This window comes from Pseudomonas guangdongensis (genome assembly GCF_900105885.1).
Lineage (GTDB): Bacteria > Pseudomonadota > Gammaproteobacteria > Pseudomonadales > Pseudomonadaceae > Geopseudomonas > Geopseudomonas guangdongensis.
Genome location: NZ_LT629780.1, coordinates 2,145,431 through 2,168,161, shown reverse-complemented (window position 1 = coordinate 2,168,161; position 22,731 = coordinate 2,145,431). Strand labels below are relative to the sequence as shown.

Here is a 22,731-nt window from a genome sequence, read left to right as displayed (position 1 = left end):
GCAAGGCCGGAGCACGGGCCCCGGCCTTTTTTCCCATCGGCGATTCAGACGCGCTCGAACACCGTCGCGATACCTTGGCCGAGGCCGATGCACATGGTGGCCAGCCCCAGGGTGGCGCCGCGCTGCTTCATCACGTTGAGCAGGGTGCCGGAAATCCGCGCCCCGGAGCAGCCGAACGGGTGACCGAGGGCGATGGCGCCGCCGTGCAGGTTGACCTTGTCGTCCAGGCAGTCGAGCAGCTTGAGGTCCTTGAGTACCGGCAGGACCTGGGCGGCGAAGGCCTCGTTGAGTTCCACGCAATCGATGTCGGCCATGCTCAGCCCGGCGCGCTCGAGCGCCTTGCGGGTCGCCGGCACCGGGCCGTAGCCCATGATCGACGGATCGACCCCGGCCACCGCCATGGCGCGCACCCGCGCCAGCGGCGTCAGGCCCAGATCCATGGCGCGCTGGCCGCTGGTCACGATCATGCACGAGGCGCCGTCGGTGATCTGCGAGGAGGTGCCGGCGGTCACCGTGCCGTGCTTCGGATCGAATACCGGCTTGAGCGCCGCCAGTCCTTCGAGGGTGGTTTCCGGACGGATGGTCTCGTCGTGGTCGAACAGGCGCAGGCGGCCATGCTCGTCGTGGCCCTGCATGGGGATCAGCTCGTCCCTGAAACGTCCCTCGACGGTCGCCCGGTGCGCTAGCTGGTGGGAGCGCAGGCCGAAACGGTCCTGGGCCTCGCGGGAAATGCCGTGCATCTTGCCCAGCAGCTCGGCGGTCAGGCCCATCATCCCGGCGGCCTTGGCCACCTGCAGCGACAGCTGCGGGTTGGGATCGACGCCGTGGGCCATCGCCACATGGCCCATGTGCTCGACCCCGCCGACCACGAATAGCTCGCCGTTGCCGGTCTGGATCGCCTGAGCGGCGCTGTGCAGCGCGCTCATCGACGAGCCGCACAGCCGGCTGACGGTCTGCGCCCCGGCGCTGTGGGGTATCGGGGTGAGCAGCGCGGCCATCCGCGCGATGTTCCAGCCCTGCTCCAGGGTCTGGTTGACGCAACCCCAGATCACGTCCTCGACCTCGGCCGGATCGATCTGCGGGTTGCGCGCCAGCAGCGCGCTGATCAGTGCGGCGGACAGGCTGTCGGCGCGGGTGTGGCGATGCATGCCGCCCTTGGAACGGCCCATCGGCGTGCGACCGAAGTCGACGATGACCACATCTTTGGCGTTCAGAGTCATGGGATTCTCGCTCCAATGCGTCAGGCTTGGCCGAAGAAGGTCCGGCCGCTGGCGGCCATCGCCCGCAGGCCGTCGGTCGGCGCATACAGCGCACCGAGGTCGGCATGCCGCTCGGCCAGGGCGACGAAGGCGGCGACGCCGAGGCTGTCGATGTAGCGCAGCGCTCCGCCGCGGAACGGCGGGAAGCCGATGCCGTAGACCAGCCCCATGTCCGCCTCGGCGGCGCTCTCGACGATGCCCTCCTCCAGGCAGCGCACGGTTTCCAGGCACAGCGGCAGCATCATGATGGCGACGATGTCCTCGTCGGACAGCTCGCGCGCCTCGCCCGCCAGCGGCGCCAGCAGCGCGGCGACCTCGGGATCGTCGAGCTTCCTCGGCTTGCCGCCCTTGTCGGCCTCGTAGCGATAGAAGCCCCGGCCGCTCTTCTGCCCCAGGCGGCCGGCCTCGAACAGCACGTCGATGGCGCCGCGCCCGTCCGCCCCCATGCGCTCGGGGTAGCCGGCGGCCATCACCGCGCGGGCATGGTGGGCGGTGTCGATGCCGACCACATCGAGCAGATAGGCCGGGCCCATCGGCCAGCCGAAGCGCTCCATCACCCGGTCGATACGCTGGAAGTCGACGCCACAGGCCACCAGGCGGGCGAAACCGGCGAAGTACGGGAACAGCACGCGGTTGACCAGGAAGCCCGGGCAGTCGTTGACCACAATGGGCGTCTTGCCCATCGCCCGCGCATAGGCCACGGTGGTGGCGATGGTCGCGGCGCTGCTGCGGCTGCCGCGAATCACCTCGACCAGCGGCATGCGGTGTACCGGGTTGAAGAAGTGCATGCCGCAGAAGTTCTCCGGCCGCTGCAGGGCCTGGGCCAGCAGATCGACCGAGATGGTCGAGGTGTTGGTGGTGAGGATGGCGTCCGCGCCGACCCGGCCCTCCACCTCGGCGAGTACCGCCTGCTTGACCGTGGGATTCTCCACCACCGCCTCGATCACCAGGTCGACCTGGGCGAAGTCGCCGTATGACAGAGTCGGGCGGATGCCGTTGAGCGCGCCGGCCATCTGCAGCGGCGTCATGCGCCCCTTGTCGACGCGCTGGGCGAGCAGCTTGGAGGCCTCGCCCAGCCCGAGCTGGATGGCCTCCTCGCGGATGTCCTTGAGCAGGATCGGCGTGCCCTTGAGCGCCGACTGGTAGGCGATGCCGCCGCCCATGATGCCGGAGCCGAGCACGGCGGCGAGGCGCACCGGACGCGCCTGGCGCTCGTGGCCGCGGGCCTTGCGCTTGAGCTCCTGGTCGTTGAGGAACAGCCCGACCAGGCTACGCGCCACCTCGCCGCGGGCCAGCTTGACGAAACCCTGGGCCTCGATTTCCAGGGCCTTGTCGCGGCCGTGCATGGCGGCCTTCTGGATGCTGCGCACCGCTTCGAGCGGCGCCGGATAGTGCGGACCGGCCTGGGCGGCGACGTAGGCCTTGGCGCTTTCGAAGGCCATCATCTGCTCGATCTGGTTGAGCCTGAGCGGCGCCAGCTTCGGCCGGCGCCGCGCCAGGTGGTTCAGCTCGCCGGCGATGGCGCGCCGGCACAGGTCCAGCGCCGCCTCGCGCAATTGCCCGGCGGGCACCACGGCGTCGACCACGCCGACCTTCAGGGCGCTGGCCGCGTCGTACTCCTTGCCGGTGCAGATCCACTCGATGGCGTTGTCCGCACCGATCAGCCGCGGCAGGCGCACGGTGCCGCCGAAGCCCGGATTGATGCCCAGCTTGACCTCCGGCAGGCCGACGCGAGCCTCCTCGGCCATGACCCGGAAGTCCGCCGCCAGGCACATCTCCAGGCCGCCGCCGAGGGCAATGCCGTTGATCGCCGCCACGCTCGGCAGCGGCAGGTCCTCGAAAGCGCTGAAGATCGCGCTGGCCGCCAGATTGCCGGCCAGCAGCTCGGCTTCCGGCAGGTCGAACGTGGCGAGGAATTCGCCGATGTCGGCGCCGACGATGAAACCGTCCTTGGCGCTGGTGACGATCACCCCGCGCAGCTGCGGCGGCGTGCCGAGCGCCGCCAGCGCCTCGCGCAGCTCGTTCAGGGTCAGGCGGTCGAACTTGTTGACCGACTCGCCGCAGCGGTCGAAACGCAGCTCGGCGATCCCCTCGTCGAGCCGCTGCACCGTGATGGCTTTGCCTTGGTACATCATCAGCTGATCTCCATGCCGTGAAAGCCCGCAACCATGACCGGGCAGCGGCGCAGGAGCCGCGCCTGCCACTGTTGAGGATAGTCGCCAGACGCGGCGGCAGCCCGTCGGGGCCGTGCACGAAAGGCGCCGAAGGCCGGCTTCGGGCAGGCGTTCGGGGCGTTTCGGGACACCTTCGAGCAATTCCCCCGGCCTGTCAATCGCGCCCCCGGCGGCCACCCGCGGGCCGTGGAGGACGCTACGGCCGGCCTGCGCCTGACCGGGATCATGGACAGCGCGCGCAGCGCTTCAGCCGTGCGCCGCGGTGAGCCATACTGCTGACTATTCCACCGTGCCAAGGAGATTCCCCCATGACCTACCAACACCTGCTGGTCGCCGTCGACATGGCTGAAGACTGTCATATCGTGATCCAGCGCGCCGCCGACCTGGCCAAGAGCTGCCAGGCGCGCCTGTCGCTGGTCCATGTCGTCGAGCCCATGGCGATGGCCTTCGGCGGCGACGTGCCGATGGACCTGTCGATGCTGCAGCAGCAGCAGATCGACCAGGCCCGCGAGCGCATGGAGGCCTTCTCCACCCAGCACCCGGAACTGGGCAAGGAGAACTGCCACCTGGCCTTCGGCCAGCCGCGTCAGGAAATCCATCGCATGGCCAGCGAGCACGGCTGCGACCTGATCGTCACCGGCAGCCACGGCCGTCACGGCCTGGCCCTGCTGCTCGGCTCCACCTCCAACGACCTGCTGCATGCCGCGCCCTGCGATGTGCTGGCGGTGCATCTGAAAAAGCCCGAATAAGAGCCGCTGGCGCCACGCCGGCGCAGCGCATACGCAAAGGCCGCACCCAGGTGCGGCCTTTGCGTTGCATGACGAAGGTGCGGATCAGCCGTCCAGTTCGGCCCAGCGCTCCAGCAGCGCATCCAGCTCCGCCTGGATGGCCTCCAGGCGGGCCAGCGCCACGCGGGTTTCCTCGGCCGGACGCTGATAGAACTCCGGCGTGGCGGTTTCCTCCTGCAGCGCGGCCTGCTCGTTCTCCAGCGCCTCGATGCGCGCCGGCAGGGCGTCCAGCTCGCGCTGGTCTTTGTAGCTGAGCTTCTTGCGCGGTGCCGGCGCCGCTGCCACCGCAGCGACCGGCGCAGCGGCGACGGCGGCCGGCTTGTCCTCGCGGGCCGGCTTGTCGCCCTCGTCCTTGCCGACGCCGAGCAGGCGCGGCGAGCCACCCTGGCGCAGCCAGTCCTGGTAGCCGCCGACGAACTCGCTGACCCGGCCGTCGCCCTCGAACACCAGGGTGCTGGTCACCACGTTGTCGAGGAAGGCCCGGTCGTGGCTGACCATCAGCACGGTGCCGGTGAAGCCGAGCAGCACCTCTTCGAGCAGCTCGAGGGTTTCCACGTCCAGATCGTTGGTCGGCTCGTCCAGCACCAGCAGGTTGGCCGGCTTGCTGAACAGCTTGGCCAGCAGCAGGCGCGCGCGCTCGCCGCCGGACAGCGCCTTGACCGGCGAGCGCGCGCGCTGCGGGCTGAACAGGAAGTCGCCGAGGTAGCTCAGCACGTGGCGGTTCTGCCCGTCGATGCTGATGAACTCGCGGCCCTCGGCGATGTTGTCGATCACCGTCTTCTCCGGCTCCAGCTGGTTGCGCAGCTGGTCGAAGTAGGCCACGTCCAGGCGGGTACCGACCTTGATGCTGCCGCGCGTCGGCTGCAGCTCGCCGAGCAGCAACTTGAGCAGGGTGGTCTTGCCGCTGCCGTTGGCGCCGAGCAGGCCGATGCGGTCGCCGCGCTGCAGGACCATGGAGAAGTCGCGGATCAGGGTTTCGCCGCCCGGATGGGCGTAGCTGACATGCTCGGCGACGATCACCTGCTTGCCGGACTTGTCCGCCGTTTCCAGCTGGAAGCTGGCCTTGCCCTGGCGCTCGCGCCGCTCGCGGCGCTCGTTGCGCATCTCCTTGAGCGCGCGCACCCGGCCTTCGTTGCGGGTACGCCGCGCCTTGATGCCCTGGCGGATCCACACCTCCTCCTGGGCCAGGCGCTTGTCGAACAGCGCATTGGCGGCCTCCTCGGCGGCCAGTTGCTGTTCCTTGTGCACCAGGAAGCTGGCGTAGTCGCCGTTCCAGTCGATCAGGTGGCCGCGATCCAGTTCGAGGATGCGCGTCGCCAGGCTCTGCAGGAAGGCGCGGTCGTGGGTGATGAACAGCACCGCGCCGTTGAAGCCGAGCAGCGCTTCTTCCAGCCAGGCGATGGCGCCGATGTCCAGGTGGTTGGTCGGCTCGTCGAGCAGCAGCAGGTCCGGCTCGGCGACCAGCGCCTGGGCCAGCAGCACGCGGCGGCGCCAGCCGCCTGACAGCTCGGCGAGGGTCTTGTCGGCCGGCAGCTGCAGGCGGCTCAGGGTATTTTCCACCAGCTGCTGCAGGCGCCAGCCGTCGCGCGCCTCCAGCGCCTGCTGGACGCGCGACAGCTCGGTCAGGTCGTCGTCGCCCTGGATGTGCTGGGACAGGTGGTGGTAGCGGGCGATCAGCTCGCCGACCTCGGCCAGGCCCTCGGCCACCACGTCGTACACCGTGCGCTCGTCGGCGCTCGGCAGCTCCTGGGGCAGTTCGCCGATCTTCAGCGTCGGCGCGCGCCAGATCTCGCCGTCGTCCGGGCGCTGGTCGCCCTTGACCAGCTTGAGCAGGCTGGACTTGCCGGTGCCGTTGCGGCCGATGATGCACACCCGCTCGCCGCGGGCGATCTGCCAGGAGACCTTGTCCAGCAGCGGCATGACGCCATAGGCGAGGGATACATCGGTGAACTTGAGCAGGGTCATCGCACAACGGCCTCCAGAAAATGCGGGCTGCATTCTACCGCCTCCGGCCCGCGGCGAGGGACAATGCTTCAATCCGCCCGGGGAGCAGGCTACTCTTGCCGCATACCCTGCGCCGCCCGCTCACCCAGCCATCGGAACCGCCATGCGCCCCCGCCCGTTACTCCTGCTCGTCTGCCTGGCCAGCCTCTGCGGCCTGCACATGCAGCCTGCTGCCGCCATCTCCCTGCAGCAGCAGCGCGTCCTCTACGACGAGGCCAAGCGCGCGCTGGCCAAGAATGATCCGGCGCCCTACCTGCGCAACCGCCAGGCGCTGCAGAGCTACGTGCTGGAGCCCTACCTGGCCTACGACGAGCTGACCCTGCGCTTGAAGAACGCCAGCAACGCCGAGATCGAGACCTTCCTCGCCGAACACGGCGACCTGCCGCAGATCGGCTGGATGAAACTGCGCTGGCTGCGCTGGCTGGCCGAGCGCGGCGAATGGCAGACCTTCATTCGCCACTACGACCCGTCCCTCGAATTCACCGAACTGCACTGCCTGTTCGGCGAGTACCAGTTCCGCCACGGCCAGGCCGCCGACGGCGCGCAGACCGCGCAGCGCCTGTGGCTCTCCGGCAAGTCGCAGCCCAACACCTGCGACCGCCTGTTCGACCTGTGGCGCGCCCAGGGCGGACTGACCGCGGAAATGCGCTGGCAGCGCCTGAAGCTGGCCACCGAGGCGCGCAACTACGGCCTGGCCAGCCACCTGCAGAAGACCCTGGGCAGCCAGGCCGCCCAGGGCCAGCTGCTGCTCGACGCGGCGCAGAAGCCCGAGCTGCTGCTGCAGCGCCAGCGCTTCGCCGGCAACGACCGCCACACCGCCGATGCGGTCGGCCTCGGCCTGCGCCGTCTGGCCCGGCAGAACCCCGAACAGGCGCTGGCCCTGCTGGAGGAATACAGCGCGCGCCTGCCGTTCTCCAGCGACGAGAAGGTGGCCATCGCCCGCGAGATCGGCCTGACCCTGGCGCGGCGCTTCGACGCCCGCGCCCTCAAGGTGATGAGCCAGTACGACCCCGAGCTGCGCGACAACACGGTCAGCGAATGGCGCGCGCGCCTGCTGCTGCGCCTCGGCCGCTGGGCAGACGCCCACCAGCTGACCCGGCAGATGCCCGGCGACCTGGCCGCCTCCAGCCGCTGGCGCTACTGGCAGGCGCGCAGCCTGCAGCTGGCCCAGCCCAACAGCAAGGACCCGATCCGCCTGTACCTGCCGGTGGCCGGCGAGCGCGATTTCTACGGTTTCCTCTCCGCCGACCGCATCGACGCCCCCTACCAGCTCAACCACCGCCCGCCGGCCATCGACCCCAAGTTGATGCAGAAGGTGCGCAACAGCGCCGGCATTCGTCGCGCGGTGGAGTTCCATACCCGCGGCCTGATCGCCGACGGGCGCCGCGAGTGGTATCACGCCAGTCGCCTGTTCGGCCGCGACGAGCTGCTCGCCCAGGCGCGCCTGGGCTACGAGATGGGCTGGTACTTCCCGGCGATCCGCTCGATCACCCAGGCGCAGTACTGGGACGACCTGGAAGTGCGCTTCCCGATGGCCCACCAGCACACCCTGACCCGCGAGGCACGCAACCGCGGCCTGCATTCGAGCTGGGTATTCGCCATCACCCGCCAGGAAAGCGCCTTCATGGCCGATGCGCGCTCCCATGTGGGCGCCATGGGCCTGATGCAACTGATGCCGGCCACCGCCAAGGAAACCGCGCGGCGCTTCGGCATCCCGCTGCGCTCGCCGCAGCAGGCCTACACCCCGGAGGTCAACATCCAGCTCGGCGCCGCCTACCTCAGCCAGGTCTACAACCAGTTCTCCGGCAACCGCATCCTCGCCTCGGCCGCCTACAACGCCGGCCCCGGCCGGGTGCGCCAGTGGCTGCGCGGCAACGAGCAGATGCCCTTCGACATCTGGATCGAAACCATCCCCTTCGACGAGACCCGCCAGTACGTGCAGAACGTGCTGTCCTACTCGGTGATCTACGGCGAGAAGCTCGGCGCGCCGCAGAAGCTGATCGAGTGGCACGAACGCGAGCTGGGACCGCAGTGATCCGCCGGCGCGGCCGGCCGGGACAAGCGGACCGGCCGTGCCGCGCCCAACGCCCCTGAACCACACGCATCATCCGCGCCGCGCCCCGCCAGCGGGGAGCCCCCAGCGGCGCTGCCGTCCAGACGAGGCCCCCATGCACGCACTGCCCTCCCCCAGCCACCTCGGTGCCGGCCTGGTCGCCGTGCTGGTCGGCTTCACCAGCTCGGCGGCGATCATCTTCCAGGCCGCGGCCGCCGCCGGAGCCGACGCCGCGCAGGCCAGTTCCTGGCTGTGGGCGCTGTGCCTGGGCTGCGGACTGACCAGCATCGGCCTGTCGCTGTACTACCGCGCGCCGCTGCTCACCGCCTGGTCGACGCCCGGCGCCGCGCTGCTGGCCGGCAGCCTGGGCAGCTTCAGCATGGCCGAGGCAGTCGGCGCCTTCCTGTTCAGCGCCGCGCTGATCACCCTGAGCGGCGTGACCGGGCTGTTCGCGCGCCTCATGCAGCGCATCCCCCAGGCCCTGGCCGCCGCCATGCTGGCCGGGGTGCTGCTGCGCTTCGGCCTCGACCTGTTCGTCGCCGGCGGCAACCAGCCGCTGCTGGTCGGCAGCCTGTTCGCCGCCTACCTGCTGAGCAAGCGCCTGCTGCCGCGCTACGCCATCCTCGTCGTCCTGCTGCTGGGCATCCTGCTGGCCGGCTGGCTGGATCTGCTGCAGCTGCAGCGCATCGAACTGTCCCTGGCCCGCCCGCAGTTCATCGCGCCGGCGTTTTCCTGGGCGGCGCTGATCGGCGTGGGCATTCCGCTGTTCGTGGTCACCATGGCCTCGCAGAACCTGCCCGGCGTGGCGGTGCTGCGCGGCGCCGGCTACCTGCAGGTGCCGGTCTCGCCGCTGATCGGCTGGACCGGGCTGGCCAGCCTGCTGCTCGCCCCGTTCGGCGGCTTCGCCATCAACCTGGCGGCGATCACCGCGGCGATCTGCGCCGGCCCCGAGGCCGGCCCGGAGCCACAGCGGCGCTACTGGGCGGCGGTCTGCGCCGGGGGCTGCTATCTGCTGATCGGCCTGTGCGGCGCAGGCGTGGCCAGCCTGTTCGCCGCCTTTCCCGAGGCGCTGGTGCTGGCCATCGCCGGCCTCGCCCTGCTGGTCACCCTGAGCAACAGCCTGGCCGGCGCCCTGCAGGACGTATCCCAGCGCGAACCGGCGCTGATCACCTTCCTGGTCACCGCCTCGGGGGTGAGCCTGCTAGGCGTCGGCGCGGCGTTCTGGGGGCTGGTCGCCGGCGCCCTGGCCAGCGCGGTGCTGAATGGCCGGCTGAACCGTAGGGTGGGTTAGGCCAAGGGCCGTAACCCGCCGATCGGGCCAGGTGCGACCTGACGGTCACGGTGGCGGGTTACGCCGCGGCGCGGCTAACCCACCCTGCCCGGCTCCACGCCGGGCACCGGGACAGGGGGCGCCGAGCGTCCCGCTGGACGCCCCCTCGCGGACGCATGGCAACGGTCACCCATCCGGCCTCTACAACGCCAGCAACCGCTCGCGCAGCTTCTGGATCTCGTCGCGCAGCTGCGCGGCGGCCTCGAACTCCAGATCGCGGGCCAGCTCGAACATCTTCTCTTCCAGCTGGCGGATGCGCTTGGTGATCTCGCTGGGCGAGTTGAGCTGCGCCTCGTAGCGCGCGTTCTCCTCCGCCGCCTTGGCCGCAGCGCCGCGCTTGCGGCTGCGCGAGCCGGGCACCACGGCGCCTTCGAGGATGTCCTGCACGTCCTTCTTGACGCCCTGCGGGACGATGCCGTGCTGCTCGTTGAAGGCGATCTGCTTGGCGCGGCGCCGTTCGGTCTCGTCGATGGCGCGCTGCATCGAGCCGGTCATCTGGTCGGCGTAGAGGATCGCCCGGCCCTTGAGGTTGCGCGCGGCGCGGCCGATGGTCTGGATCAGCGAGCGCTCGCTGCGCAGGAAGCCTTCCTTGTCGGCGTCGAGGATCGCCACCAGCGCCACCTCGGGCATGTCCAGCCCCTCGCGCAGCAGGTTGATGCCGACCAGCACGTCGAAGGCGCCGCTGCGCAGGTCGCGGATGATCTCCACGCGCTCGACGGTGTCGATGTCCGAGTGCAGGTAGCGCACCCGCACGTCGTGGTCGCCCAGGTAGTCGGTGAGGTCCTCGGCCATGCGCTTGGTCAGGGTGGTGACCAGCACCCGCTCGCCGGCAGCCACGCACTGGTGGATCTCCGAGAGCAGGTCGTCGACCTGGGTGGTCGCCGGGCGCACCTCGATCTGCGGGTCGACCAGCCCGGTGGGGCGCACCACCTGCTCGATCACCCGTCCGGCGTGCTCGGCCTCGTAGGGGCCGGGGGTGGCGGAGACGAAGATGGTCTGCGGGCTGGCCGCCTCCCATTCCTCGAACTTCATCGGCCGGTTGTCCAGCGCCGAGGGCAGACGGAAGCCGTACTCCACCAGGGTTTCCTTGCGCGAGCGGTCGCCCTTGTACATGGCGCCGACCTGCGGAACGCTGACGTGGGACTCGTCGATCACCAGCAGCGCGTTGTCCGGCAGGTAGTCGTAGAGGGTCGGCGGCGCCTCGCCCGGCGTGCGGCCGGACAGGTAGCGGGAGTAGTTCTCGATGCCGTTGCAGTAGCCCAGTTCGAGGATCATCTCGATGTCGAAGCGGGTGCGCTGCTCCAGGCGCTGCGCCTCGACCAGCTTGCCCGCGCCGCGCAGGTACTCCAGGCGCTGCTGCAGCTCGACCTTGATCTGCTCCACCGCCTCCAGCAGCGTCTCGCGCGGGGTGACGTAGTGGCTCTTGGGATAGAAGGTGAAGCGCGGCAGCTTCTTGATCACCTCGCCGGTCAGCGGATCGAAGGCCGCCAGACTCTCCACCTCGTCGTCGAACAGCTCGATGCGGATCGCTTCCAGTTCGGACTCGGCCGGATAGATGTCGATCACGTCGCCGCGCACGCGGAAGGTGGCGCGGGCGAAGTCGACATCGTTGCGGGTGTACTGCAGTTCGGCCAGCCGGCGCAGCAGTTCGCGCTGGTCGAGCCGGTCGCCGCGATCCACATGCAGGACCATCTTCAGGTACGACTCGGGATCGCCCAGGCCATAGATCGACGACACCGTGGCGACGATGATCGCGTCCGGTCGCTCCAGCAGCGCCTTGGTCGCCGACAGGCGCATCTGCTCGATGTGGTCGTTGATCGAGGCGTCCTTCTCGATGTAGGTATCCGAGGACGGCACGTAGGCTTCGGGCTGGTAGTAGTCGTAGTAGGAGACGAAGTACTCCACCGCGTTGTCGGGGAAGAAGCTGCGGAATTCGCCGTACAGCTGCGCCGCCAGGGTCTTGTTCGGCGCGAGGATCAGCGTCGGGCGCTGCACCCTGGCGATCACGTTGGCGATGCTGAAGGTCTTGCCCGAGCCGGTCACGCCGAGCAGGGTCTGGTGCGACAGCCCGGCCTCCAGGCCCTCGACCATCTGGCGGATCGCCTCCGGCTGGTCGCCGGCGGGCTTGAAGCGGGTGACGAGCTTGAATGCGGACATGGAACTCCCTCGTTCGCGAGGCGGGATCAGCCGGCGGGGCAACGGCGGCACAGGCTGCCGCCCGGCACCGGATGCCCGGTCGCACGAATGCCAATTTCGTCCCCTGCGCGTATCGCCGCGCCGGGACGGGGCTGTCTATAATATCGCCCCGTCCGCGCAACCCCCTAGCGCCAGTGGCAGCAGGGCGTTGCATCGCTCCCACCCCCTCATTCTCCGAGCTGCCGAACATGAGCCTGTTCTCCGCCGTCGAAATGGCGCCCCGCGATCCGATCCTGGGCCTCAACGAAGCCTTCAACGCCGATCCCCGTCCGAACAAGGTCAACCTGGGCGTTGGCGTGTACTTCACCGAGGAAGGCCGCATTCCGCTGCTGCGCGCCGTGGTCGAGGCCGAGAAGGCCCGTCTGGAAGCCCGCGCACCGCGCGGCTACCTGCCGATCGAAGGCATCGCCGCCTACGACAGCGCCGTGCAGAAGCTGCTGTTCGGCGAGGACTCGCCGCTGCTGGCCGAAGGCCGCGTGGTCACCACCCAGTCGCTCGGCGGCACCGGCGCGCTGAAGACCGGCGCCGACTTCCTCAAGCGCCTGCTGCCCGACGCCGTGGTGGCGATCAGCAACCCGAGCTGGGAAAACCACCGCGCCCTGTTCGAATCCGCCGGCTTCCAGGTCGAGAACTACAGCTACTACGACGCCGCCACCCAGGGCCTGAACCTGGCCGGCATGCTCGCCGACCTGCGCGCCCTGCCGGCCCGCTCCATCGTCGTGCTGCACGCCTGCTGCCACAACCCGACCGGCGTCGACCTGTCCAGCGCCGACTGGCAGCAGGTGCTGGAGGTGGTCCGCGAGCGCGACCACGTGCCGTTCCTCGACATCGCCTACCAGGGCTTCGGCGACGGTATCGTCGAGGACGCCGAGGCGGTGCGCCTGTTCGCCGACTCCGGCCTGCAGTTCTTCGTCTCCAGCTCCTTCTCCAAGTCGTTCTCGCTGTACGGCGAGCGCGTCGGCGCGCTGTCCATCGTCACCGCGTCGAAGGAGGAAGCCGGCCGCGTGCTGTCGCAGGTCAAGCGCGTGATCCGCACCAACTACTCCAACCCGCCAACCCACGGCGCCAGCGTGGTCGCCGCGGTGCTCAACAGCCCCGAGCTGCGCGCCCTGTGGGAAGAGGAACTGGGCGAGATGCGCCAGCGCATCAAGCAGCTGCGCAACGGCATGGTCGAGCAGCTCGCCGCCCTCGGCGCCAAGCGCGACTTCTCCTTCGTCAACGCCCAGCGCGGCATGTTCTCCTACTCCGGCCTGACCGGCGATCAGGTCGAGCGCCTGAAGAACGAGTTCGGCATCTACGCCGTCGGCACCGGGCGCATCTGCGTCGCCGCGCTGAACAGCAAGAACCTCGAAGTGGTCAGCCGCGCCATCGTCGAGGTGCTCTGATCCGGCAGGCGCAGCCGACATCGCAGGGTGTTGACTTCACCTTAGGAATCAGTAAGATGCGCACCGTTGTTCCGCGATAGCTCAGTCGGTAGAGCAAATGACTGTTAATCATTGGGTCCCTGGTTCGAGTCCAGGTCGCGGAGCCAGATAGCAAAGCCCCAGACGCAAGTCTGGGGCTTTTTTATTGCCTGCCCAGAGCGCCCTGCCGCCCGCCCCTACCCGACAGCGCTCCCGCCGCATTGCGGGCAACGCGCCAAGGCTCAGCAAAACGCCCCCCGCCCGATACCGGCCAGGGGGCGGACTCCCTTATTCGACAGGACAGACGCGCCGGCCCTAGCCCCCCAGCGCCTCCACCAGCCCGCTGCGCCGCTGCACCCGTCGCCTGACGGCCTCGTCGAACACCCCCGAGCGGCTCTCGATCAGGCTGAACCAGTTCCGGGCGCGGGTGACGGCGGTGTAGACCAGCTCCTTGGTCAGCACCGGGTTGAGGGTGTCGGGGAGGATCAGCGCGGTGTGGGCGAACTCCGAGCCCTGGGACTTGTGCACGGTCATGGCGAACACCGTCTCCACCGCGCTCAGCCGGCTGGGCAGGATGTAACGCAGCGCGCCCGAGCCGTCGTTGCGCGGGAACACCACGCGCAGCACGCTGCGCGGCGCCTCGCCCGGCCGTTCGGCGGGCTCGGGCAGGCGCAGGGCGATGCCGATGTCGCCGTTCATCAGCCCCAGGCTGTAGTCGTTGCGGGTGACCAGCACCGGACGCCCCTCGTACCAGCCCTGGTCGCTCTCCAGCAGGCCGCGCCGCTGCAGGGCGGCGGCGATGCGCGGGTTGAGGCCCTCGACGCCCCACGGCCCCTTGCGCACCGCGCAGAGCAGCTGGAAGTCGTCGAAGGCAGCGAGCACCTGCCGCGCCCAGTCCGTCCAGGCCATGGCGTCCGCCGGAGTGTCGGCCGGCGGGCGACCGGCGTGCAGCACATTCAGGTAGTGGGCGTAGCCTTGCGGCCGTTGCCCGCCCTGCGCCGGCCGGCCGTCGAGCAGCAGGCGCTCCAGCGCGGCGTCCTGCTCGCCGCGCAGGGCCAGCAGGTGCAGATCGTCACGGCCTTCGGCGAGGATCGCCCGCGCCGCGGCCGGATCGCAGCCGTTGACCGCGCGGGCCAGACGGCCGATCCCCGAGCCGCCGGCGAAGCGCCGCGAGTGGCGCAGCATCACGGTGCGCTGGGCCAGCGGGCGACTGTCCGCCGCACCGTCCTGCAGCGCCGGATCGGCCAGCGTCTCGCCGCCGACCTCCTCCAGCCAGGCGCGGGTCGCGGGCGCATAGAAACCGCCTTCGGCGTCGCGGCACAGGTCGCCGAGCAGCGCGCCGGCCTCCACCGAGGCGAGCTGGTCCTTGTCGCCGAGCAGCACCAGCCGGGCGTGGCGCGGCAGCGCGTCGAGCAGGCAGGCCATCATCTCCAGATCGATCATCGAGGCCTCGTCGACCACCAGCACGTCGAGCGGCAGCGGGTTGCCGGCGTGGTGGCGGAAGTGCCGGCTGTCCGGCCGGCTGCCGAGCAGGCGGTGCAGGGTGGCGACCTCGCTGGGTATCTGCGCGCGCACGTGCGCCTCGACCGGCAACGAGGCGACCTGGGCGCCGATCGACTCGGTGAGCCGCGCGGCGGCCTTGCCGGTGGGCGCCGCCAGGCGGATGCGCAGCGGCTGGCCGGCGGCCAGCGCCGGCTCCTGCAAGAGCGCCAAGAGGCGCACCACCGTGGTGGTCTTGCCGGTGCCGGGGCCGCCGGTGAGCAGCGCGAAGCTGCCGCGCGCGGCCAGCGCGCAGGCGAGCTTCTGCCAGTCGGTCTGGCGCTCGCCGTCGACCCGCAGCGGCTCGGGGAACAGCCGGGCCAGGCGCGCGGCGAGATCGCCCGGCAGCGCCGGCGCATCGTCCAGGCGCGCCGCCAAGGCGGCGGCCACCGCCTGTTCGTAGCTCCAGTAGCGGCGCAGGTAGAGGCGCTCGCCGTGCAGCACCAGCGGCGCGGCCTCGTCCGCACCGTCGACCGCCACCAGGGCGCTGGCGCGCAGCGCCGTCAGCCAGTCGGCCACGCCCAGTCCGGCGAGCACCTGGGAGGGCAGCAGGGTCGCCCGCGCCGCGTCCTCGCCCTCGGGCGGCAGCGACAGGGCGAAGTCCGGGCTGGCCAGGGTGGCGGCCAGGTCCAGGCAGACGTGGCCGTGGCCGAGCTGGTGGCTGGCCAGCGCGGCGGCGAGCAGCGCCAGCGGCGGGCTGGCCGGCTCCAGTTCGGCGAAGAACGCCGCCAGGGCGCGGTCCAGCTCGCGCAGCCAGCCGCGCTCCACCCAGGTGCCGAGGAGCTGCAGCAGCGCGGCGCCGTCGTGCAGGGCGCCAGCCGGCGCGAGGTCGAAGGACAGGGTTTCGCTCATGCCGGGATCTCCACGGACTGGCCCTTGAACAGCGCATCCAGCGCCTCGATCAGCACCCGCGGCGGGCGGGCGTGGTGGATGCCCTGCCCGTCCGCGCGGCTGCCGCGCAGGAACAGGTAGAGCGCGCCGCCCATGTGGCGGTCGTAGTCGTAGTCGCTCAGGCGCACCTGCAACTGGCGGTGCAGGGCCAGCAGGTAGAGCACGTACTGCAGGTCGTAGCGCTGCGCGGCCACCGCGCGCTGCATGGCCTCCGCCGTGTAGGCGGCGTCGTCCTCGCCCAGCCAGTTGGACTTGTAATCGACCACGTAGTAGCGGCCGTCGTGCTCGAAGGCCAGGTCGATGAAGCCCTTGAACATGCCGTTGAGGGTGTCGCGGCTCAGCGCCGGACGCGCCATGCCGGGCAGCACGTACTCCTGCACCAGGGCGTCGAGGCGGCGCACGTCGACATGGCGCGCCTCGAACCAGAACTCCAGCTCCGGCTGGTAGCTGGCCAGTTGCGCCAGCGCCACCGCGCCGCCCTCGCCGAGCGCCAGCGGGCGCCGGACCAGGTCGAGCAGCCAGTCGGCGAGCGGCTCGACCCAGGCGGTCAGGCCGCGCAGCTGGCAGCGCCGGGCGATCTGCTCGCGCAGCCGCTCAGGCTCGGCGGCCAGCGCGGCGAAGCCCTCGCGGCCGGCCAGTTCCAGCAGGCCGTGGAGGAAGGTGCCGGGATTGGGGCCACGGGGGAAGCGGTGCAGGCTCGGCGCCTCGCGCGCGCCGAGCGCCACGGCGACGCTCTCGCGCTCGTCGTCGGCGGCCTTCTGCGCCGCCGGACTGTCCGGCGCGGCGTCCTCGAAGCGGCTCGGCGGCGCCTCGACCTCACCGAGCCGCAGGGCGCTGTAGGAGGCGATCCACCAGTGCTCGGCGGCCTTGCGCTGCGGCACCCGCCAGCGCAGTTCGGCCGCCGCCGACGACGGCTCGACAAACTGCGCGGCGTCGACCTCGGGCGCCGCCAGCACGGCGCTCTCCCCGGCCACCGCCAGGGGCGCCAGCCACTGCGCCAGCGCGGCAGTGTCCGGCAGCGGCGTACCGCCGCCGAGCAGGTAGCCGAGCGCCGCGCGGTGCAGTCCGGACGTGTTGGCGCGACCGTCCTTGAGGTCGGCGACGCCCAGCCAGCAGGCGTGGCGGGCGCGGGTCAGCGCCACGTAGAGCAGGCGCAGGTCCTCGCCGAGGCGCTCGCGCTCGGCCCGCTCGATGGTCGCCTGGTCCGGCTGCAGCACCAGGCGGCGGCGCTCGCCGTCGTGAACCTGCAGCGGCTGGCCGCCGTCGACCGGGCGGAAGGCGCAGATGAACGGCAGGAACACCAGCGGGTATTCGAGCCCCTTGGACTTGTGGATGGTCACCACCCGCACCAGCGCGGCGTCGCTTTCCAGGCGCAGCACCTGCTCGTCGGCGCCCTGCGGCGCGCCGGCCAGCAGCTCGGCCAGGTGGCGGATCAGCGCCTGCTCGCCGTCCAGCTCGGCGGCCGCCTGCTGCAGCAGCTCGGCCAGGTGCAGCAGGTTGGTCAGCGCGCGCTCGCCGTCGGCGCGCGCCATCAGCCGCTGCGGCAGGGCGAAGTCGTGGAGCAGCCGGTGCAGCAGCGGCAGCACGCCCTGGCGCTGCCAGCGCTGGCGGTAGCCGCGAAACTGCATGACCCGCCGCTCCCAGTGGCGCTCGTCCTGGTTGAGCTGCTCCAGCTCGGCCAGCTCCAGGCCCAGGGTGCGGCTGGCCAGTGCGGCGCGCAGCGGACGGTCGAGGTCCGGCTCGGCGCAGGCGCGCAGCCACAGCAGCAGGTCGCGGGCCTCCTGGCTGGCGAACACCGAATCCTTGTCGGACAGGTAGACGCTGCGCACCCCGCGCCGCGCCAGCTGGCTGCGGATCGCCTCGGCTTCCTTGCGGTCGCGCACCAGCACGGCGATGTCGCTGGGCTGCAGCGCGGCGAAAGCGTCCGCCTTGGCGAAGCCGGCGCGGCCCTGCTGGCCGAGGCGCAGCAGGCGAACGATCTCGCTGGCCGCGCGCGCCGCCATCTCGCTGCGATAGGCGCCGGCGGATAGTGGCTCGGCGCCGGCCAGGTGCCAGAAGTTCAGCGCCGGCGGCGTCTCGCCCGCCACCTGCCAGACCTCCGCGCGGCCGTGGGCACGCACCGCGAGGAACGGCAGCGGGTTGTCATCGCCCTCGCGGAACAGGAAGGCGCCCTGCCCGGCCTCGCGCCGCTCGGCCAGCGCGAACACCCGGTTGACCGCGGCGACCAGCGCCTGGCTGGAGCGGAAGTTGGTGTCCAGGTTCTCGTGGCGGCCCGCGGTGGCGCGGCGGGCGTGCAGGTAGGTGTGGATATCGGCGCCGCGGAAGGCGTAGATCGCCTGCTTGGGATCGCCGATCAGGAACAGTCCGGTGGCCTGATCGTCGCTCTCGACGCGGTAGATGGCGTCGAAGATCCGGTACTGCAGCGGGTCGGTGTCCTGGAATTCGTCGATCAGCGCCACCGGAAACTGCTGGCGGATCACCGCGGCCAGCCGCGCGCCGCTGTCGCCGCGCAGGGCGGCGTCGAGGCGGGCGAGCATGTCGTCGAAGCCCATCTCGGCGCGGCGGCGTTTTTCCGCCTCGAAGCGCTGGCCGATCCAGGCGGCGGCGTGGCGCTGGGCGGCCTCGGCGGGGCCGCGCAGGGCGGCGAGGCGCGCCGGCAGCGCGGCCATGGCCGGCAGCGCCGGGTGGTCGGGGGTGCTGCCCTTCTTCCAGGCCTCGGCCAGGCCGTCCGGAGTCAGACGGGCGAAGCCGGCGCCCAGGTCCAGCTCCGTCGCCGCGCCACCCGCCCACTCGCGCAGGCGGGCGAACCAGGGCTGGTAATAACGGGCCTGGATCTTGCGTCCGTCCACGCACTTGCCCGCCACGGCCGCGTCCAGCAGCCGCTCCAGCTCGTCGGCCCACGCCGGCCAGGGCGCCTTGAGCGCGGCCAGCTCGCGTGCCTGCTCGGCCAGCGCAGCGTCGAGCAGCCTGCCGAGGGGCGTGCCGCAAGGCTCGGCGGCCTCGCCGAGCAGCGGCCGCACGCGGCCCGGCAGGCTGTCCGGGTGCTGCCAGTGCGCGATCACCCAGTCCAGCGCCGCACCGTCCAGCGGGTAGCACTGCTGGCGCCAGTAGTCGCGCGCCACTTCGGCGAGCAGCTCGCCGTGATCGGTCTCCAGGCGCTGCTCGAACAGGCTGCCGCTGTCGAAGGCGTGCTCGCGCAGCATGCGCTGGCACCAGCCGTGGATGGTCGACACCGCCGCCTCGTCCATCCACTGCGCGGCGATGTCCAAGCGCCGCGCGCAGGCCGGCCACCGCTCGGGCATGAAGTCGCCGCGCAGCTGCTGCAGCAGGTCGTCGCCGGCCTCCTCGGCGCGGAACACCCGGGCGGCCTGCACCAGGCGGGCGCGGATGCGCTCGCGCAGCTCGCGGGTGGCGGCGTCGGTGAAGGTCACCACGAGGATTTCCGGCGGCAGCAGCTCGCGACCGAAGCCGGTTGCGCCCTCGCCGTGGCCGAGCACCAGACGCAGGTACAGCGCGGAGATGGTGAAGGTCTTGCCGGTGCCGGCGCTGGCCTCGATCAGCCGGCTGCCGCGCAACGGGAAACGCAGCGCCAGCGGGCGCTGGTCGTGGGTGATCGGGCTCATGCGTCGGCCCCCTCCTTGAGTTCTTCGATGTCTGCCTTGAGCAGCGCCTGGTAGAGGTCCTGGCTCCAGGCCGGGAAGTCGCCGTCGGCGGCGAGCGCGGCGAAGTCGGGGTACTGGCGGGCCAGGCTGGCGCTCTTCTCGACCTCGCCGCTGCGCTGGTAGCCGCCCTCGTAGGTTTCGCAGGCCGCCCTGGCCGCCTTCTCCTCGTCCTCGGCCGACAGCCAGGCGATGGCGGTGTCCAGCGCCACCGGCAACGGCGCGTTCAGCCCGGCGACGTAGCCTTCCAGCCAGAGACGCAGGATGCCTTGAGCCCGCTCGGCATCGACGGGGGCGAAGCGCAGCGCGACGTCCTCGCCGACCAGCAGGCTGGTCAGATGCAGCCCGCAGGCTGCGGCGGCGACATGGGCCACCCACGGGCGCAGCAGGCGGTGCCACTTCCAGCCCTTGCCCTTCTTCAGCGCGCCGGGCTGCAGCTCGATGCGCGCCAGCGCGTCGTCCGCGCCGCCATGGCGCAGGCCGCCGAGCCAGCCGTCCAGCGCGACGCCGGCATGGGCGAAGCGCAGCGGCCGGGGCGATTCCAGGCGCTCCGGCCACAGCGCGCAGAGCGCCGCGAAACGCTGCACCTGCGCCGGCAGCGGCGCCAGCACGGCCTCGCGCAGCCGCGCGCCGAAGCCGGCCAGGGGCAGCCGGCCGCTGCGCTGCAGACGAGCGGCGGCGTCCTGCAGCGCCGGCTCGACCGCCGCGCCGGCGTCCAGCGCCAGAGTGGCGGCGCCGAGCAGCTCCTGACGCAACTGGTGGAGCTGCAAGCCGTCGAGGCCGAAGGGTTCCTCGTCGAGCTGCGCCTGCGCCGCCTCGTCGAGATGCACCTTGAGGCGCTGGGTGAAGAAGTGCTTGACCGGGTCGCGCAAAAAGCCCTGCAGGGTTTCCAGGCCGAGCGGCGCGTCGGCGTCGAACGGCGGCAGTGTGCGGGCGGGCGCGTCCTCGCCAGCGGCGCGGTGCAGCTCGGCCCATTCGTGGGCGTAGCTGAACAGCGCCGGGTCGCCGCCGCCGAAGTAGGCGCGGCTGAACGGCTGCAGCGGGTGCTCGGTGGTCAGCGCCGCCAGCAGGTCGCCGCCGTCGGCCAGCGTCCAGCCGGCGCTCAGGTGATCGCGCAACTGGCCGACCAGCACCGAGGCCGGGCGCTCGCCGTTGTCGCGGATGCTGCGCCCCACCCAGCTGATGTAGAGCTGCTCGCGGGCGGCGAGCAGGGCTTCGAGCAGCAGGTAGCGGTCGTCCTCGCGGCGCGAGCGGTCGCCGGGGCGGTAGTCGCCGGCCATCAGGTCGAAGTCCAGCGGCGTCACGCTGCGCGGGTAGTCGCCGTCGTGCATGCCGAGCAGGCAGACCTGGCGGAACGGGATGGCGCGCATCGGCATCAGGGTGCAGAAGTTCACCGCGCCGGCGAGGAAGCGCTGGCTGAGACGGCCCTGGTCCAGCGCGCCGAGCCAGGCCTCGCGCACCACGCTGAGCGGTAGCGACTCTTCCAGGGCGACGCCGGCGCACAGCGCCAGCCAGTCGTCCAGCGCCGTCTCCAGCTGGCCGAGCAGGGTCTCGTCGCGCTCGTTCTGGGCAACGAAGAACTCCGCCAGCAGGGCACGCAGGATCTCTCCCCAGCGGGCCGGCGCGGCCTTGCCGTCGAGGCGCCGGTGCAGCGTGTCGAGGGCATCGAGCAGCCTGACCAGCGGGCCGATCAGCGCGGCGTCGAGGCCGCCGATCTCGTCGAACGGCTCGATCTCGCCGAGCGCCGCGCCGCGTCCCACCGCGTAGCCGAGCAGCATGCGGCGCAGGCCGAAGCGCCAGGTGTTCTGCTCCAGGCCCTGCGGCAGGCCGAGCGCGGCGCGGCGCTCGGCGTCCAGGCCCCAGCGGATGCCGGCACCCTCGATCCAGCGGTGCAGGGTCGGCAGTTCGCCCTCGTCGATGCCGAAGCGCGCGCGCAGCGCCGGCACGTCGAGCAGGTCGAGCACCTCGCCGACGGTCAGCCGCCCTTCCGGCAGCTTGAGCAGGTGCTCGACGGCGATCAGCAGCGGCTCGCAGCCACGCTGGCCCTGGTCGGCCAGGGTGAAGGGGATGAAACGCGGATCGTCCTGGGCGTACTGGCCGAACACCGCCTGGATGTGCGGCGCGTAGGCGTTGACGTCGGGGACCATGACGATGATCTCCCGCGGGCGCAGGGTCGGATCGGCGGAGAAGCGTTCCAGCAGCTGGTCGTGGAGGATCTCCACCTCGCGCTGGGCGCTGTGGGCGATGTGGAAACGCAGCGAGCGGTCGGCGGCCGGGTCGAGCGGCGCCCAGGTGGCGCGGGTTTCGGCCAGCGGGCGCAGGTCGAGGATGTCGTCCTGCAACTGGCCGAGCAGGCTGCCGGTGTCGGCGCTGCCGAACAGGTCGATGCGCTGGCCGATCGCGTCGAAGCGCTGGCGGTAGTAGTCGGGATCGTCGTGCTGGTCGAGCAGGTTGATGTAGTCGCGGCCCTGCTTGCCCCAGGCGGCCAGCAGCGGGTGGGCGTGCTGGTGCAGCTCGTCGGCGGACAGCCCCGGCGCCATGCCGGCGCGGCGCCCGTGGCGGCGGTACTGGTGGCGCAGCAGGTCCTGGTCGGGAACGATGTCGCCCCAGTGGTGCCGGCAGGGGTTGTGCACGCACAGCAGCACCTGGCTGAAGCGCGCCAGCGCGGCCAGCGCCTCGACCGCCTGGGCCGGCAGCGAGGAGATGCCGAACACGATGATCCGCCGCGGCAGGCCGTGCGGACGGCACTCGGCGTGACGCAAGCGCTCGACGAAGCGCGGATGCACCCCGGCGCGACTGCCGGCCATCTCGGCCGCGCCGACGTCGGCGAGCAGCGCCCGCCACAGCGCCGGCTGCCAGCGCAGCGCCTCGTCCAGCAGGCGGAACTGGCCGCGGGCGTCGCGCAGCCGGTCGCGGCCCTCGGCCCAGTCGGCCAGCCAGTCGGCGCGGTACACCTGGTACTGGTCGAACAGGTCGGCGAGGCGCTCGGCCAGCTGGTGGCGCTTGCGCAGGTCGTTGTCGTCTTCGAGGAAGCGGCGCAGCGGCGCGAAGGCTTCCTCGGCGAGCAGGCCGGGCAGCAGGCGCATCAGCCGCCAGGTCAGCGGCGCCTTGTCCAGCGGCGACTCGCGGGGAATGCTGTCGCCGCCGAGCACCGAGCGGTAGCTGCGCCAAAGGAAACTGCCCGGCAGCTCCACCTGCACGGCGGCGGCGATGCCGCAACTGTCCTGCTCGGCCAGCGCCAGCTTCAGCCACTGGGCGATGCCGTTGCTCTGCACCAGCACCACCTCGTTCTCAAGCGGCGCCAGCGGATGGCGGCGCATCCACGCCACCACCAGCTCGCGCAGCTCCTCCAGGCGGTTGCCGTGCACCACCATGAAGCCGGGCGTCAGCCCTTCGTTGTCCTGCATGACACGCTCCCCACTGCCGACAGAGCGC

The 22,731-nt window shown here is 71.4% G+C and carries 11 protein-coding genes and 1 tRNA gene; 5 read left to right on the top strand and 7 right to left on the bottom strand.

From position 1 onward, the window contains the following. Positions 1 to 44: 44 nt before the first annotated feature. Positions 45 to 1,220, bottom strand: coding sequence for an acetyl-CoA C-acyltransferase FadA (gene fadA / locus BLU22_RS10210; protein WP_090214137.1), 1,176 nt, complete (start codon positions 1,218 to 1,220; stop codon positions 45 to 47). Between the two features lie 20 nt (positions 1,221 to 1,240). Further along, positions 1,241 to 3,394, bottom strand: coding sequence for a fatty acid oxidation complex subunit alpha FadB (fadB, locus tag BLU22_RS10205; RefSeq protein ID WP_090214136.1), 2,154 nt, complete (start codon positions 3,392 to 3,394; stop codon positions 1,241 to 1,243). A 347-nt stretch (positions 3,395 to 3,741) separates the two neighbouring features. On the opposite strand from fadB, the gene BLU22_RS10200 reads away from it, so the two are divergent. After that, a complete protein-coding gene (locus BLU22_RS10200; protein ID WP_090214134.1) occupies positions 3,742 to 4,182 on the top strand; it encodes a universal stress protein in 441 nt (146 codons plus the stop codon). A gap of 84 nt (positions 4,183 to 4,266) precedes the next feature. Here BLU22_RS10200 and BLU22_RS10195 read toward each other — a convergent pair whose 3' ends face one another. Then, the gene (locus tag BLU22_RS10195; RefSeq protein WP_090214133.1) at positions 4,267 to 6,186 is read right to left on the bottom strand and encodes an ATP-binding cassette domain-containing protein; all 1,920 of its coding nucleotides are present in this window, start codon (positions 6,184 to 6,186) and stop codon (positions 4,267 to 4,269) included. 142 nt (positions 6,187 to 6,328) lie between these two features. Here BLU22_RS10195 and BLU22_RS10190 point away from each other — a divergent pair, with 142 nt between their 5' ends. Continuing rightward, positions 6,329 to 8,260, top strand: a complete 1,932-nt coding sequence (locus tag BLU22_RS10190) for a transglycosylase SLT domain-containing protein (RefSeq protein ID WP_090214131.1) — start codon at positions 6,329 to 6,331, stop codon at positions 8,258 to 8,260. A 133-nt stretch (positions 8,261 to 8,393) separates the two neighbouring features. Further along, positions 8,394 to 9,569, top strand: a complete 1,176-nt coding sequence (locus BLU22_RS10185) for a benzoate/H(+) symporter BenE family transporter (RefSeq protein ID WP_090214129.1) — start codon at positions 8,394 to 8,396, stop codon at positions 9,567 to 9,569. A gap of 180 nt (positions 9,570 to 9,749) precedes the next feature. Here the strand turns inward: BLU22_RS10185 and uvrB are convergent, their stop codons facing one another. Then, positions 9,750 to 11,765, bottom strand: a complete 2,016-nt coding sequence (uvrB, locus tag BLU22_RS10180) for an excinuclease ABC subunit UvrB (protein ID WP_090214128.1) — start codon at positions 11,763 to 11,765, stop codon at positions 9,750 to 9,752. A 227-nt stretch (positions 11,766 to 11,992) separates the two neighbouring features. Here uvrB and BLU22_RS10175 point away from each other — a divergent pair, with 227 nt between their 5' ends. Further along, a complete protein-coding gene (locus tag BLU22_RS10175; protein WP_090214127.1) occupies positions 11,993 to 13,189 on the top strand; it encodes an amino acid aminotransferase in 1,197 nt (398 codons plus the stop codon). Between the two features lie 70 nt (positions 13,190 to 13,259). After that, positions 13,260 to 13,335: transfer RNA gene (locus BLU22_RS10170), tRNA-Asn, on the top strand. A 187-nt stretch (positions 13,336 to 13,522) separates the two neighbouring features. On the opposite strand, the gene recD is transcribed toward BLU22_RS10170, so the two are convergent. From recD to recC, 3 genes are read right to left on the bottom strand one after another with little or no spacing between them, the layout of a single operon-like run. Continuing rightward, positions 13,523 to 15,598, bottom strand: coding sequence for an exodeoxyribonuclease V subunit alpha (gene recD, locus BLU22_RS10165; protein WP_090214126.1), 2,076 nt, complete (start codon positions 15,596 to 15,598; stop codon positions 13,523 to 13,525). Continuing rightward, positions 15,595 to 19,260: an exodeoxyribonuclease V subunit beta gene (recB, locus tag BLU22_RS10160; RefSeq protein WP_090214124.1), complete on the bottom strand. Its 3,666-nt coding sequence runs from the start codon at positions 19,258 to 19,260 to the stop codon at positions 15,595 to 15,597. The genes recD and recB overlap by 4 nt, the downstream gene beginning before the upstream one ends. Continuing rightward, positions 19,257 to 22,703: an exodeoxyribonuclease V subunit gamma gene (gene recC, locus BLU22_RS10155; RefSeq protein ID WP_090214122.1), complete on the bottom strand. Its 3,447-nt coding sequence runs from the start codon at positions 22,701 to 22,703 to the stop codon at positions 19,257 to 19,259. Before recC ends, recB begins: the two co-directional genes overlap by 4 nt. Positions 22,704 to 22,731: the final 28 nt, after the last annotated feature.

Excerpts from the sequence above, each read along its gene's own strand:
- recC (WP_090214122.1), bottom strand. The coding sequence starts at position 22,703 with ATGCAGGACAACGAAGGGCTGACGCCCGGCTTCATGGTGGTGCACGGC.
- fadA (WP_090214137.1), bottom strand. The coding sequence starts at position 1,220 with ATGACTCTGAACGCCAAAGATGTGGTCATCGTCGACTTCGGTCGCACG.
- BLU22_RS10195 (WP_090214133.1), bottom strand. The coding sequence starts at position 6,186 with ATGACCCTGCTCAAGTTCACCGATGTATCCCTCGCCTATGGCGTCATG.
- fadB (WP_090214136.1), bottom strand. The coding sequence starts at position 3,394 with ATGATGTACCAAGGCAAAGCCATCACGGTGCAGCGGCTCGACGAGGGG.
- BLU22_RS10185 (WP_090214129.1), top strand. The coding sequence starts at position 8,394 with ATGCACGCACTGCCCTCCCCCAGCCACCTCGGTGCCGGCCTGGTCGCC.
- uvrB (WP_090214128.1), bottom strand. The coding sequence starts at position 11,765 with ATGTCCGCATTCAAGCTCGTCACCCGCTTCAAGCCCGCCGGCGACCAG.
- recB (WP_090214124.1), bottom strand. The coding sequence starts at position 19,260 with ATGAGCCCGATCACCCACGACCAGCGCCCGCTGGCGCTGCGTTTCCCG.
- recD (WP_090214126.1), bottom strand. The coding sequence starts at position 15,598 with ATGAGCGAAACCCTGTCCTTCGACCTCGCGCCGGCTGGCGCCCTGCAC.
- BLU22_RS10190 (WP_090214131.1), top strand. The coding sequence starts at position 6,329 with ATGCGCCCCCGCCCGTTACTCCTGCTCGTCTGCCTGGCCAGCCTCTGC.
- BLU22_RS10200 (WP_090214134.1), top strand. The coding sequence starts at position 3,742 with ATGACCTACCAACACCTGCTGGTCGCCGTCGACATGGCTGAAGACTGT.
- BLU22_RS10175 (WP_090214127.1), top strand. The coding sequence starts at position 11,993 with ATGAGCCTGTTCTCCGCCGTCGAAATGGCGCCCCGCGATCCGATCCTG.